A 12,273-nucleotide genomic window follows, 5' to 3' on the forward strand; every position below is an offset into this window, starting at 1 on the left:
CGCACCCGGAAGCAGCGGCTCTATTCGCTCCCACGCCGTATCCGTCAACTCGCCTCGACCTGTCACAAGATCAATTATCAGACACGGCCTAGGGCGTGTGCCGGAAGTGCTCTAGGTTGGCTGACGTGAGTGCGTGGAGGCGGAGTTACCGATATGTCGGACCGGTCGAGCTGAAGGCTATGGTCCGGCCTGGTGGCGGCGGGCGTCTGATCGGCTCGGCGGCTGACTTCGATGGCTGGATCGCTGAGCGATCGGCGGCGGAGCTGGCCGAACCGTTCACCTTCGTGGTTGGTATGGACGGTGTGCTTCGACTGGCGCCGCGGCGAAGCGAGCACGTGGTGTGTGCCGGCGGAGACTTGGTTCTGAGCGCTGGCGAGATCAGCTTCATGCGCGAGGCAGACGGGTGGGTCGTGTGCGAGGTCAGCAACCAGTCCACCGGGTACTGCCCGGACGTCAGCTCCTGGGCAGAGGTCGCCCGTGCTCTGGACGATGTAGAGCTCGGGCGGCCCTCCGGCTTCACCCACGAGGTGGTGTTCCGGCGGTGCCCCGACTGCCAGGATCACAACATCGTGCGCGAGGACGACTTCGTCTGCGTCTTCTGCGGCAGCGATCTGCCTATGGCGTGGAACGTGGATCCGGCCGCGTGAAGGCCGAGGGGCACGGCCATTCGGTGATGGCAACGATGAGGACGGTCGCTTCGTAGCGGACCGCGAGTTTGTCGTATCGCACGGCGACGGCTCGGTGCCTCTTGAGGCGGTTGATGCCGCACTCAACTGCATGGCGCTCGCGGTAGTCGGCCGGGTCGAAGTGCGGCGGCCGGCCGCCGTGGGAGCCGAGCTTCCGGTGGTTGCGTGCCTGGTCGGCCTTGTCCGGGATGGTGCGGCGGATCCCGCGGCGGCGCAGATAGGTGCGGTTCCTGCGAGAGGCGTATGCCTTGTCGGCCCGCACGCGATCGGAGCGGACTCGTGGCCGGCCTGTCCCGAGACGGGGCACGCGGATCCCTTCCAGTGCCGCTTCGAACTGCGGCGAGTCCCCGCGCTGCCCGGCCGTCACTGTAATCGACATGAGCTTTTGGCCCTGTTCGACGGCCAGGTGCAGTTTGGTGGTGAACCCGCCGCGCGAGCGCCCCGGATCGTGGTCACCGGGCTCGCTGAAGATACCGCCCCGTGGTTCTTTCTGCAGGTCACCCCGCTTGCGGGCCCCGGCCGCATGCTGACGGGCGCGGCACACCGTGGAGTCGACGCTCAGATCCCATGTGATCGCACCGTTCGCATCGGCCAGGGACTGGAGCCGGGTGAGGACCCGCTGCCAGATGCCGTCCCGCTGCCATCAACGGAACAGGTCGTAGCCCCGCCCCCACGGCCCGTACTCGGCAGGCATGTCGCGCCACGGAACACCGGTCCGGACCCGGGGCCTTATGCCGTCGATCAACTGCCGACGAGGCCAGACGGGCGGCCGTCCCGCCTTCGCCCCCCTCGGCAACACCGGCTCCAGCACCGCCCGCTGCTCGTCCGTGAGGTCTCCCCGCGCCATGAATCGTGATCATTCACTGCTCAAGATCCACTTTCGATACACGGCCTAGAGGTTCTTGAGTGTCTGGACGACCGGGGTCGTTTCCATGCGCTGGACTGAAGGGAGGGTCGCGACTTTGGTGGTGAGATAGGTGTACAGGGCGCTGGGGTCCGGGCACAGCACGCTGGCGAAGAGGTTCGTCGATCCGGTGGTGGCGGCGGCGAAAGGGACCTCGGGATGGGCGGCCAGGGCCTGGCCGGCTGCGACCATCTGGTCCGGGGCCACCGAAAGCCAGAGCATGGTCTGGTTGGCCATGCCGAGGCTGCGGTAGTCAAAGTCGACGTCGAAGTAGAGGACCCCGCTTGCCCTCAGGTCGGCGAGGTGGCGCCGCAGGGTGGTCGCGGGCCGGCCCGTGGCCGTGGCCAGCGCGGTGACATCCGTGCGGCCATCGCGGTGAAGCAGGGCCAGCAACTGCTTGTCACCGTCGTCCAGGTCAACTTGTGGTCCGTCCGCGGCACGTGGGGACTCCAACTGGGCCACCTGCTCGGGGGACAGCGCGTTGATGAAGCCCTGTGGTCCTCCGAAGAACATATGGAGCAGGCAGTTGGCGCTGACGTTGGTCACGCGCGGGGTACGGGGCAGTTTTCCCAGCAGGAGTGTCTCGCTGTCGTGGCTGGTGGGCGCCCGCACGATGGCGACGATCTCAGTGCCACCGGATGTCAGTTTCACCCATGAGGTGTCCGGCCGGCGGGCAAGCGTTTCGCCGATAGCCCGGGCGGCGTCGGGAGTGCACCGGACCCGGACGAACCATGCGACCTCGCCTACTCGCGCCGGGTCGGTGCGGCCCGTCACACGGATCTTCTTGGCTGAGCGCAGGGAGGCATAGCGGCGGGCCACAGTCTGGTCGGACACTCCGAGCACGCCGGCGATCTTGCTGAAGGGTGCTCTCCCGTCCACCTGCAGCGCATGGATGATCTTGAGATCGAACTCGTCAAACATCACGGATACCGCCACTACAGGCCTGCCTACGTCGAAAATCGCCATTTACCACCGGCCGGCTGGGCGCTGTGCCCACCCACGGCCGAGCATAAACGTCTCCAGGCCACGGAGAACTCAGCACATCACCATCCACTCAAGGAGACGTCTATGACCAGGATCAGCACCGGAAAGATACTGCTGACCCTGACCGCACTCGTGACAGCGTCCGGCAGCTACTTCTTCGACTGGAACGAGACCCACATCTACAACCCGGACTGGCCACCGCACGCCAAGTTCCACAACGCTCAGACCATGAGCATGGGCACCGCGGTGGGCATGGCCGGCCTTTACGTCCTGTGGGGGCGCCGCGGCCCCTGGACCCGGGAACGCCTGCAGGTCACCACCGCCGCCGCGTCCGTCTACTGGATCACGCAACTGTCGTCAACCTTCTTCCCGGGAACAGCCCTGTTCGACGAGCCAGGACCCGCGTCCGCCCTTGGCCCGCAGACCGTTGTTGCGAGCGTCTCACTGGCACTGAACGGTCTGGCCTACGGCCTGGAGAGTCGGCGTCTCACGCGAGAATCCGACTAGCTACTTGCCCCTGAAAAAGGGTTCGGGCTGTGGCGGGGCCGTTGCTGAGGTTCGCTGATTGGGCATCCGTGTGCGATGGACCGTACTTCAGCGGCTGAGGACGGCCATCCGCTGAAGGTTGTAGGCGAAGACCCCGAGTCCGGCCCAGGTCTGGGCACCGGTCAGACGGCGGAGGCGGGTGCGGCGGAAGGGCCTGGTGCGTTCGTACTCGCGGCGGGCCTTGCCCGGTCTCCCCGCGCGTTGCAGGCCGATCCGCTTCACGCCGAGTTCGGCCAGGGCCAGGTCGTTGGCCGCGGTGCCGAAGCCCCGGTCGGCAACGACTGTGTCAGGCGGGCAGCCGGTCAGTGTGGTCACCCGCTCGACTGCGGGCACCAACTGTGGCGCGTCGGCGGGGTTCCCGCGGTGGAGCAGGTGATCGACAACGAAGCCGCGTTCGTCCTCGGCCACCAGCGCGGTGTGGCCGAACCGGGTCGGGTGCTGAGGCTTGCCCTTGCGGATCGGCCGGGCATCGGGGTCAGCCAGGGAGACCATCCGGTCTGGGATCGAGCGGATGCCCGCCAGCCGCTGAGCGGTCTGCTCCAACAGCCGGCGGGTGTGCGCCATGGTCTCGGCCCAGTTCGGTCACCAGGCGCGTGAGGCGTCCTGAGAGCCGCTCGCGCAGTGCCCGGCGGGCGTTGGGTGGAGGGCGGCGGCCCTGACTAAGAGCGGTTGTTCAACGCCTGCCTGGACGGCCTGCCCGGTGCCAAGCGCAAGTCGCGAGGACGTCGACGTGAGGAAGCAGATGCGCCAGGTCGGTCAGCTGGCGGGGTCGTCGGGGGCGGCATACATCGCAGCCACCGACGCCTCCCGGAACCGAACCGAGTGCATGTGATGTCCCTTCGGAGTACGTACGGGGTGTCGATTCACAAGGGGCGGCCGGGCGTGCGTCCCGTCCCTCGCGCGCCGACCGTCGCATTGGCTCTCAGCGGGTGACGGTGGCGAGCGCGTTGGCGTACTGCTCGTCGGTCACCGGTTCCAGCCAGGTGGTGCCGTCGCCGTCGGCATCGCCGACGACCATGGCGATGTGCGCCATGAGGGTGGTGTCGGTGCCGCCGTGCCAGTGCTCCTCACCGGGCGGGCACTTGACGGTCTGGCCGGCGCTGACGCGTACGACGTCGCCGTCACGGGTGCCGACGAGGCCGACGCCGTCGGTGATGTAGAGGGTCTGGCCGTTGGCGTGGGAGTGCCAGTTGGTGCGAGCACCAGGAGTGAAGCGGACCAAGGCGGTCGCCAACCGGGCCGGCTCGGCGGGGGTCTCGATCATGTTGAGATACACATCGCCGGTGAAGCGCTCGGCGGGGGCCTTGGCGGTCGGGGTATGCGTGACGATTTCCATGGCAGGTGTTCCTTGCTGTGCGGCTGCGGGGGGGAAGTGATGTGCGGGGTGTCAGGCGCCGCGCTCTTCGGTGAGCGCCTTGAGATGGTTGATCGCGGTCATGGCGTTGGGCCAGCCTGCGTAGAAGGCCAGGTGGGTGATGGCCTCGGAGAGCTCCTCGACGCTCAGTCCGTTCTCCAGCGCCACGCCCAGGTGATAGGGCAGTTGTTCGCCGCGGTAGAGCGCGGCGAGGACACTGACGGTCACCAGGCTGCGGTCGCGCGGTGAGAGCCCGGGACGTTCCCATATGTCACCGAAGAGCACCTCGTTGGTGATCTCGACGAGCTTGGGCGCGATCGTCTCCAGTTCCCTGGGCGCGGATTGCTTGGGCATGTTGTCACTCCTTGTTGCGTATCCGGTCGGCGCGTATCAGGTCGGCCCGGCCTGGGGAGCCGCTCGCCGGCTCGGTGGTCACTGCGCGACGTAGCCGCCGTCGACGGGCAGCGCGACGCCGACGACGAAGCTGGCGCCGGGGCTGCACAGCCACAGGACGGCGCGCGCGATCTCGTCGGCGGTGCCGAGACGGTGGATCGGCTGGTTCGCTTCGGCCTCGGCGCGGTCGAGTTCTCCCTTGGCGATCATGTCGCTCACCATGGGGGTGTCAATGGTGCCGGGGCAGATCGCGTTGATGCGAATGCCGCGCGGGGCGTATTCCAGGGCGGAGCTGCCGGTCAGACCGATGACGCCGTGCTTGCTGGCGTGGTACGAGGCGCGGCCGGGGATGCCGACCAGGCCGCCCAGGGAGGAGCAGTTGACGATCGCTCCGCTGCCCTGGGTACGCATGTGACGCAGCTCGTGCTTCATGCTCGCCCAGATGCCGCGCAGGTTGACGGCGTGAACGCGGTCGAAGACCTCGGCCGCTTCCTCGGCGGCGTCGGCGGGCGGGATCTGGATGCCGGCGTTGTTGTAGGCCATGTCCAGGCGTCCGAAGGTCTCCACCGTGCGGTCGACGGCGGCGGCGACCTGGGACTCGTCGGTGACGTCACAGGTGAGGGCCAGCGCCCGGTGGCCTGCGTCGGTGAGCTGGCGTGTCGCCGTATCGAGGGCGGCTTCGTCGATGTCGGCGAGGCCGACGGCGGCGCCCGCTTCGGCGAAGGCGCGTGCCGTGGCCAGGCCCATGCCGGATGAGGCTCCGGTGACGAAGGCGACCTGGCCGGTGAAGTCGTACGTGGGGTTCAACGGGCTTCTCCCTTTCCGTGCGGTGCGTGGGGGCGGCGGTGTGCCGAGTAGGTGTGCGGGCCGAGTCGGATCAGGCCAGGGGTTCGGTGGTGACGCGGTCGGCCGTGGCCGGCCGGCCGCTGTCCTGGCTGGACACATCCGGCGCCCCCGCTGCCTGGGCAGCCGGTCAGAGCCGGCGGTCCCACGGCCGCCGTGCTCGCCGACTGGACTGGTCGGAGCGGCCTGAATGGCCGGAGTGGCACCGCCCGGATCGGGCGCCGGAGAGTTGTCCGCGGCCTGTTCGTCACTCGGGCATCGGCTCGGCGTAGTGGCGGAAGCCGTCGCGCTCGGTGTGCAGTGCGTACAGGCGCTCGGCCAGCACCTGAGGGCTGCTGTGCTCGGAATCGGACCGGATCGCGCCGGGGATGATGAGCTGGGTGGCGTGGATGTTCTCGGCGGCGAGCGCGTCGTGGAGCATGCGGGCGTAGGCGCTCTCGGCGGCGAAGGCGACCGAGGTGCCGGCCCGCTCGGGGTGCGGGCGGACCGCGCTGCCTCCGTTGACGAAGACAAGGGTGCCGCGCCCCAGGGCCCGCATACCGGGCAGGACCGCGTTCACGCAGGTCACCGGGCCCTTGAGAGAGAAGGCAAGCGGGTCCTCCAGGTCGGCGGCGGTGGTGTCGAGGACCGGCTTCATGAAGTCGGCGCGCGGCACCGGGCTGTACTGAAGGATCTCGGTCGGCCCGAGTTCCTCGGCCGCGTCCTGGAGGGCGCCGGTGAGCGCGACCGGGTCCAGGACGTCCGCGGCGAATCCGCGGGCTTCGATGCCGTCGCGGCGGAGATCGTCCGTCAGGTGCCGGAGGTGTACGTCGCTGCGGGCGATCAGGGCAATGGCGTGGCCGGCGGTGCCGAAGCGGCGGGCGGTGGCCAGCCCCAGGCCGGGACCGGCACCGACGAGAGCGAACGTGGTCATGTTGGGGGTCCTCTCCGAGCGGGGCGAGGGGAGCGTTCTTCAAGCGGGGCGAGGGGGCGTTCGGCCCCGGGAGCGGAAGGGTGCGGGGTCAGGGCTTGAGGAGTGCCTTGATGGCTCGGCGCTCGTCCATGGCCTTGTAGCCCTCGGCGACCTGGTCGAGGGGCAGGGTGAGGTCGAAGACCTTGCCCGGGTCTATCCGGCCGGTCACGACGCGTTCGATGAGGTCGGGCAGGTAGCGGCGCACGGGGGCAGGGCCGCCGCGCAGGCCGACGTGGGAGAAGAACAGCTCCTGCCCGTCGACGGCGACGTCGTGCGGGACGCCGACGAAACCGACGTTGCCGCCGGGGCGGGCGGTGTGCAGCGCCTGCCGCATGGCCTGCGCGGTGCCCACGCACTCCAGCACGCTGTCGGCGCCGATGCCGTCGGTGAGGTCCTTGATCCGGGCGATGCCCTCGTCGCCGCGCTCGGTGACGATGTCGGTGGCGCCGAACTCGCGGGCCAGCTTCTGCCGGGACTCATGGCGGCTCATGACGATGATCCGCCCGGCGCCCATCTCCTTGGCGGCGATCACCGCGCACAGGCCGACCGCCCCGTCGCCCACGACCACGGCGGTGGATCCGGGCTTCACCTCGGCGGCGTCGGCGGCCCACCAGCCGGTGCCCATGACGTCGGAGACGGCCAGCAGACCGGGCCACAGCTCCTCGCCCGGCACCTCGTCCGTGGCGACCAGGGTGCCCTGGGCGTTGGGGATACGGACGTAGTCGGCCTGGCAGGTGCTCATGAACTCGCGGTGCAGGCAGTTCGACGGGAAGCCGTTACGGCAGTTGGCGCAGGTGTTGTCCGAGGTCGCGAACGAGCCGACGACGAACTGGCCCGGCTTCACGGCCGTGACCTCGGAGCCGACCTCCTCGACGAATCCGACGTACTCGTGCCCCATCGGATGGGCGTCGCCGATGGGCTCCAGGCCACGCCAGGGCCACAGGTCGGAGCCGCACACACAGGTGACGGCCGTGCGGATGACCGCGTCGGTGGGGTGGAGGATCTTCGGGTCGTCCAGCGTCTCGAAGCGGACGTCACCGGGGGCGTGGATCACTGCGCCGTACATGAGGGTTCCTTCGCTCAGGTGAAGTCGGACCGCCGCGAGCGGTCCGCGTATGACCGTCCCCGGGTCGCGAGGCGACCGCGCGCCGAGGCCGGGCGGCCCCGTCCCCGCCGACGGACGGCCGGGGACAGCGCCACGTCCTCCAGGTAACCGCCCTGGGTGGCGGCCAGCCAGTCACCGTCGATGGGTGTACCGGCAGTACATCCCTCATGCGGCCCGCTGCACGTACGGTCGAAGGGTGGACAACCAACAGGAGGTCCGCGAGTTCCTCACCTCGCGGCGAGCCAAGATCACCCCCGAACAGGCCGGACTGCCCTCGGGGAACCGGCGCCGCGTCCCCGGGCTGCGCCGAAGCGAGGTCGCGGCCCTCGCCGACATGAGCGTGGAGTACTACGCCAAGCTCGAACGCGGCAACCTCGCCGGCGCCTCCCCCGCCGTCCTGGAGTCCGTCGCCCGCGCCCTCCGGCTCGATGACGCCGAACGTGCCCACCTCCTCCATCTGGCCCAGGCCGCCGACGGCTCCGACACCCTCACCCGGCCCCGACGCCGACGCCCCGCCCAGCAGTGGACCCTGCACCGCAGCCTGCAGTGGACGCTCGACGCGATCACCGCGGGCCCCGCCTTCGTCCGCAACGGCCGCATGGACATCCTCGGCACCAACGCCCTCGCCCGCGCCTTCTACAGCGACGTCTACGCGAACCCCCACAACCAGGCGAACCTCGCCCGTTTCACCTTCCTGGACCCCGCGTCCCGCCGCTTCTACCCCGACTGGGGCCCGGCCGCCGACGTCACCGTCGCGATCCTGCGCACCGAGGCCGGCCGCAACCCCCACGACAAGGAGCTGCACGACCTCGTCGGTGAACTCTCCACCCGCAGCGACGACTTCCGCACCCGCTGGGGCGCCCACAACGTCCGCCACCACGGCACCGGCACCAAGAACTTCCACCACGAGGCCATCGGCAACCTGACCCTCGCGTTCGAGGGGCTGGAAATGGCGGCAGAGCCCGGCCTCACCGTCACCATCTACACCGCCGAACCCGGCTCGCCCTCCGAAGAGGGCCTGCGTCTGCTCGCCTCCTGGGCCGCGACACAGGAAGCCCTCGCCGGGCGGCCGCGAGAGAACTGACCTCCCTCCCCGCTGCGGCCCAACTGGCGAGGAGACGCCTGCGAGGTACTGCCATTACCTGGAAAAGGAGTGACTCCCACCTGCGCGTCCAGCCGCGGTTACCTGGAGAAGGCCCAGGACGGCGAGTCCTCGATGGGCCTGATGAGACCGACCTGAAGGAACAGCGTGCGCGCAGCACTCATGGACGAAGCCCTCGACGTCCGCGCCGGGCAGGGCGCCGACCCGTACCGCAAGGAAACGCAAGGCCCTCAAGGTGCTGGCGCGGCTGTGAACAGGCAGCCTGAGATCAGCACGGTGGCCTCCGTGCGCCTCGGCAGCGCGTCGTCCGCGGCGTGGACGATCACGGACGGCAGGACGCTGACGACGGGGCTGGTGACGCGATGACCACCTCCACCCAGCGCGCGTCGGCACCTGCGGCGGCGCGATCCCACGGGACTCCGGTTCACGCGACGCTGATTCTTGCGATCATCTGCGTCAGCTACTTCATGGTCATCCTCGACAACTCCGTCGTCTTCACCGGGCTGCCGCAGATCCGCTCCGACATGGGTTTCTCCGAGACCGGCCTGTCCTGGATCACCAACGCCTACGTCCTGGTCTTCGGCGGGCTGCTGCTCCTGGGGGCCCGGGCCGGTGACCTGTTCGGACACCGAAGGGTGTTCCTGTTCTCCCTGGTCGTCTTCTCCCTGACCTCGCTCCTGGTGGGCGCCGCGCAGACCCAGTGGTGGCTGATCGGCGCCCGCGCGCTCCAGGGCATCGGAGCCGCGGTGCTGGCCCCGTCCGCGCTGTCCCTTCTGACGCGCAGCTTCGCCGAGGGCCGGGCTCGTAACCGGGCGATGGCCGCCTACAGCGCTGTCGCCGGTCTCGGCGCCGCGTTCGGCCTGGTCGTCGGGGGTCTCGTGGCAGATCTGATCTCATGGCGGGCCGGGTTCTTCCTCAACGTCCCGGTCGGCGTCGTGATGATGGTGCTGGCCCCGCGGTTCCTGCCCGAGACGGAACGCCGGCAAGGCCGCTTCGACATCGCGGGGGCAGTGCTGGGGACACTGGGGTCGACCGCACTCGTCCTCGGCATCGTGAACGCCGCCGACTTCGGCTGGACCGCTGTCCTGACCCTGGTGCCGCTGGTGGCCGGCGTGGTGATGCTCGGGCTGTTCGTCCGGGTGGAGCGGCGAGCCGCGCAACCGATCGTGCCACTGCGGCTGTTCAACAGCCGGGAACGCAGCGGCGCCTACCTCACCCGGATGCTCTACATGGGCGCGATGATGGGCTTTTTCTTCTTCACCGCGCAGTTCGTGCAGAGCGTCTACCACTGGACACCGTTGCAGGCCGGCCTCGCGTTCCTTCCGATGACGCTGGTCAACTTCGTTCTCGCTGTCCAGGTCCCGCGGCTGCTGGAACGGGCCGCCAGGCCGCTCGTGCTCCTGACCGGGGGCGTCCTGACCACGGTGGGCATGGCGTGGCTCAGCCGCCTCGGCCTGCACACCCCCTACCTGGCGGGCGTGGCCCTGCCCATGGTGCTGATCGGCGCCGGCCAGGGCCTGACGCTGGCACCGCTGACCTCCAGCGGCGTGGACGGCGTCGCCCCCGCGGACGCGGGGGCCGGCTCGGGCCTGGTCAACACCGTGCACCAGATCGGCAGCGCACTGAGCCTGAGCATCCTGACCGCCGTCGCCGCCTCCGTCTCCACCGGGCACACGGCCGCGGATATCGCGGCCCGCTCGGGAACGGCCCTGACCGGCTCCGCTGTCCTGCTCGCGCTGGCGGTCGTCACCGTCCTCACCCTCATCGTGCCCGCACGGGCTACTCACAACGAAAGGTCCCTGTGATGCAGACCCTCACCCTCAACAACGGCGTAGAGATGCCCGCCCTCGGACTCGGTGTCTTCCAGACCCCGCCCGATGAGACCCAGGCCGCTGTCACGGCCGCGCTCGACCTCGGTTACCGGCACATCGACACCGCCGCCGCCTACGGCAACGAACGCGAGGTCGGCCAGGCCATCCGCGACTCCGGTGTGCCGCGCGATGAGATCTTCATCGAGACGAAGATCTGGATCAGCGACTACGGCTACGACGAGGCCCTGCACGGCTTCGAGAAGAGTGCCGCGAAGCTCGGGGTGGACCGGATCGACCTGCTGATCCTGCACCAGGCCCTGCCGTCCGAGTTCGACAGGACCCTCGCCGCCTACCGCGCCCTGGAGAAGCTCCTGGCCGACGGCAAGGTGCGAGCCATCGGCGTCAGCAACTTCATGGCCGACCACCTGACCACGCTGCTGGACGCCACCTCCGTCGTGCCGGCGGTCAACCAGCTGGAGATCCACCCCTACTTCCAGCAGCGTGCCGTGCTCGACTTCGACGACCAGCACAACATCCTCAACCAGGCGTGGTCCCCGATCGGAGGCATCACCTTCTACCCGGGCTATGGCGAGGGCCGCGAGAGCGTCCTTGAGGACCCCGCCGTCACCCGCATCGCCGACGCGCACGGCAAGAGCCCCGCCCAGGTGCTGCTGCGCTGGGGGCTCCAGCAGGGCCGCTCGGTCATCCCCAAGTCCACCAAGCGCGCCCGCATCGCCGAGAACATCGACGTCTTCGACTTCGAGCTCACCGCAGACGAACTCACCGCCCTGGACGCGCTGGAGACCGGTCGGCGCGGGGGCCCCGATCCCGAGATCGTCACCCTCGCCACCTACGGCCGCGCCATTCCCGAAGCCTGACCCGACCTACCGGAGCCTCCAGCACCAGAACCCCCGAAGAAGTCCCCGTGCCCACCGCCGTCAAGGCGTTTGGCGCCCACGACGTGCGTCAACCGCCCGTATGCGTCCCGCGCGATCCGGAGCCATCTCCGCCGGCGCGCGATCCGTGCCGTCATCCCTCAGCCTTCGGACCAGGAGGGGCGGCGTGCCCGCTTACCGGTTGAGGATCTGCTCGGCCTTGTCGGCCACCCACTTGGCCTGGATGCCGCGGCCCTTCTCATTGGGGTGCGCGTACCAGGGGAGCTTGTCGTTGCCGAACTGGATCTGGGAGTGCTCCAGCAGGCCGCCGATGCCCCGGCCCGCGCCGTCGCACGCCGTGTTGCTCCCGGTGTGGGCGTAGAGGTCGACGAAGTCGGCGCCGGCGTCCGCGACGGCCTTCTTCATGACGTCGTCCAGGCGTTTCTGGATCTGGTCCAGGACCGGCAGGGCGTCCTGCGGGACGTCGGCGAACGGCAGTTCCGTCTGACCGGGCGCCGGGGTCAGGCACTTGGCGGTGTCCGCGGACACGAGCCGACGCCGTCGCCTCTCCCGGCCTTGAGCTTCTGCTCGCGGAGCCACATGCGGTCCTGTCGGCGCGCGGTGAACCACGAACCGAACACCGCTCCTACGAGACCGATAGCAGCCCCGATGGCCACAGACAGGATGATCTCCACGGTCCGCTGCGCCGACGTACAGC

Annotated in this window: 13 protein-coding genes and 3 pseudogenes; 7 read left to right on the forward strand and 9 right to left on the reverse strand. The window is 69.4% G+C overall.

The window, feature by feature from the left end; all coding sequences use genetic code 11:
• The first annotated feature begins 179 nt into the window (after positions 1–179).
• Positions 180–647 (forward strand): hypothetical protein, encoded by a 468-nt coding sequence (locus ACFRKB_RS26860; protein ID WP_383109168.1) that lies wholly within the window; start codon positions 180–182, stop codon positions 645–647.
• Here ACFRKB_RS26860 and ACFRKB_RS26865 read toward each other — a convergent pair.
• Positions 616–1,533 (reverse strand): annotated as a pseudogene (locus ACFRKB_RS26865) (IS5 family transposase). The gene ACFRKB_RS26860 and the pseudogene ACFRKB_RS26865 overlap by 32 nt on opposite strands.
• Before the next feature lie 45 nt (positions 1,534–1,578).
• Positions 1,579–2,556, reverse strand: coding sequence for an Lrp/AsnC family transcriptional regulator (locus ACFRKB_RS26870; protein WP_383109015.1), 978 nt, complete (start codon positions 2,554–2,556; stop codon positions 1,579–1,581).
• 102 nt (positions 2,557–2,658) lie between these two features.
• On the opposite strand from ACFRKB_RS26870, the gene ACFRKB_RS26875 reads away from it, so the two are divergent.
• Positions 2,659–3,081 carry a DUF6640 family protein gene (locus ACFRKB_RS26875; protein WP_383109017.1) on the forward strand — a complete coding sequence of 141 codons (423 nt, stop codon included), beginning with the start codon at positions 2,659–2,661 and terminating at the stop codon, positions 3,079–3,081.
• A gap of 87 nt (positions 3,082–3,168) precedes the next feature.
• Here the strand turns inward: ACFRKB_RS26875 and ACFRKB_RS26880 are convergent.
• The 6 genes and pseudogenes from ACFRKB_RS26880 to ACFRKB_RS26905 all read right to left on the reverse strand — a co-directional run.
• Positions 3,169–3,757: pseudogene (locus tag ACFRKB_RS26880) on the reverse strand (ISNCY family transposase); the annotation flags it as partial.
• 285 nt (positions 3,758–4,042) lie between these two features.
• Complete coding sequence (locus tag ACFRKB_RS26885) at positions 4,043–4,456, reverse strand: (R)-mandelonitrile lyase (RefSeq protein WP_383109018.1); 414 nt, start codon at positions 4,454–4,456, stop codon at positions 4,043–4,045.
• 51 nt (positions 4,457–4,507) lie between these two features.
• On the reverse strand, positions 4,508–4,828 hold the full coding sequence (locus ACFRKB_RS26890; RefSeq protein ID WP_383109019.1) for a carboxymuconolactone decarboxylase family protein: 321 nt from the start codon (positions 4,826–4,828) through the stop codon (positions 4,508–4,510).
• A gap of 78 nt (positions 4,829–4,906) precedes the next feature.
• Entirely contained in the window at positions 4,907–5,674 is a 768-nt protein-coding gene (locus ACFRKB_RS26895; protein WP_383109020.1) for a glucose 1-dehydrogenase, read from the reverse strand.
• Between the two features lie 283 nt (positions 5,675–5,957).
• Positions 5,958–6,623 carry an SDR family NAD(P)-dependent oxidoreductase gene (locus tag ACFRKB_RS26900; protein WP_383109021.1) on the reverse strand — a complete coding sequence of 222 codons (666 nt, stop codon included), beginning with the start codon at positions 6,621–6,623 and terminating at the stop codon, positions 5,958–5,960.
• A gap of 88 nt (positions 6,624–6,711) precedes the next feature.
• The gene (locus ACFRKB_RS26905) at positions 6,712–7,728 is read right to left on the reverse strand and encodes a zinc-dependent alcohol dehydrogenase family protein (RefSeq protein WP_383109022.1); all 1,017 of its coding nucleotides are present in this window, start codon (positions 7,726–7,728) and stop codon (positions 6,712–6,714) included.
• A 235-nt stretch (positions 7,729–7,963) separates the two neighbouring features.
• On the opposite strand from ACFRKB_RS26905, the gene ACFRKB_RS26910 reads away from it, so the two are divergent.
• The 5 genes and pseudogenes from ACFRKB_RS26910 to ACFRKB_RS26930 form a co-directional block, all read left to right on the forward strand.
• Positions 7,964–8,851 carry a helix-turn-helix transcriptional regulator gene (locus tag ACFRKB_RS26910; RefSeq protein WP_383109024.1) on the forward strand — a complete coding sequence of 296 codons (888 nt, stop codon included), beginning with the start codon at positions 7,964–7,966 and terminating at the stop codon, positions 8,849–8,851.
• Positions 8,852–9,016: 165 nt separating this feature from the next.
• Positions 9,017–9,235 carry a hypothetical protein gene (locus tag ACFRKB_RS26915; RefSeq protein WP_383109025.1) on the forward strand — a complete coding sequence of 73 codons (219 nt, stop codon included), beginning with the start codon at positions 9,017–9,019 and terminating at the stop codon, positions 9,233–9,235.
• Positions 9,232–10,674, forward strand: coding sequence for an MFS transporter (locus tag ACFRKB_RS26920; RefSeq protein ID WP_383109026.1), 1,443 nt, complete (start codon positions 9,232–9,234; stop codon positions 10,672–10,674). The genes ACFRKB_RS26915 and ACFRKB_RS26920 overlap by 4 nt, the downstream gene beginning before the upstream one ends.
• A complete protein-coding gene (locus ACFRKB_RS26925) occupies positions 10,674–11,558 on the forward strand; it encodes an aldo/keto reductase (protein ID WP_383109028.1) in 885 nt (294 codons plus the stop codon). The genes ACFRKB_RS26920 and ACFRKB_RS26925 overlap by 1 nt, the downstream gene beginning before the upstream one ends.
• 90 nt (positions 11,559–11,648) lie before the next feature.
• Positions 11,649–11,750 (forward strand): annotated as a pseudogene (locus ACFRKB_RS26930) (IS5/IS1182 family transposase); the annotation flags it as partial.
• Here the strand turns inward: ACFRKB_RS26930 and ACFRKB_RS26935 are convergent.
• The gene (locus tag ACFRKB_RS26935) at positions 11,751–12,104 is read right to left on the reverse strand and encodes an SGNH/GDSL hydrolase family protein (RefSeq protein ID WP_383109029.1); all 354 of its coding nucleotides are present in this window, start codon (positions 12,102–12,104) and stop codon (positions 11,751–11,753) included.
• Between the last annotated feature and the right edge of the window lie 169 nt (positions 12,105–12,273).

This window comes from Streptomyces scopuliridis (genome assembly GCF_042790125.1).
Classification (GTDB): domain Bacteria; phylum Actinomycetota; class Actinomycetes; order Streptomycetales; family Streptomycetaceae; genus Streptomyces; species Streptomyces scopuliridis_A.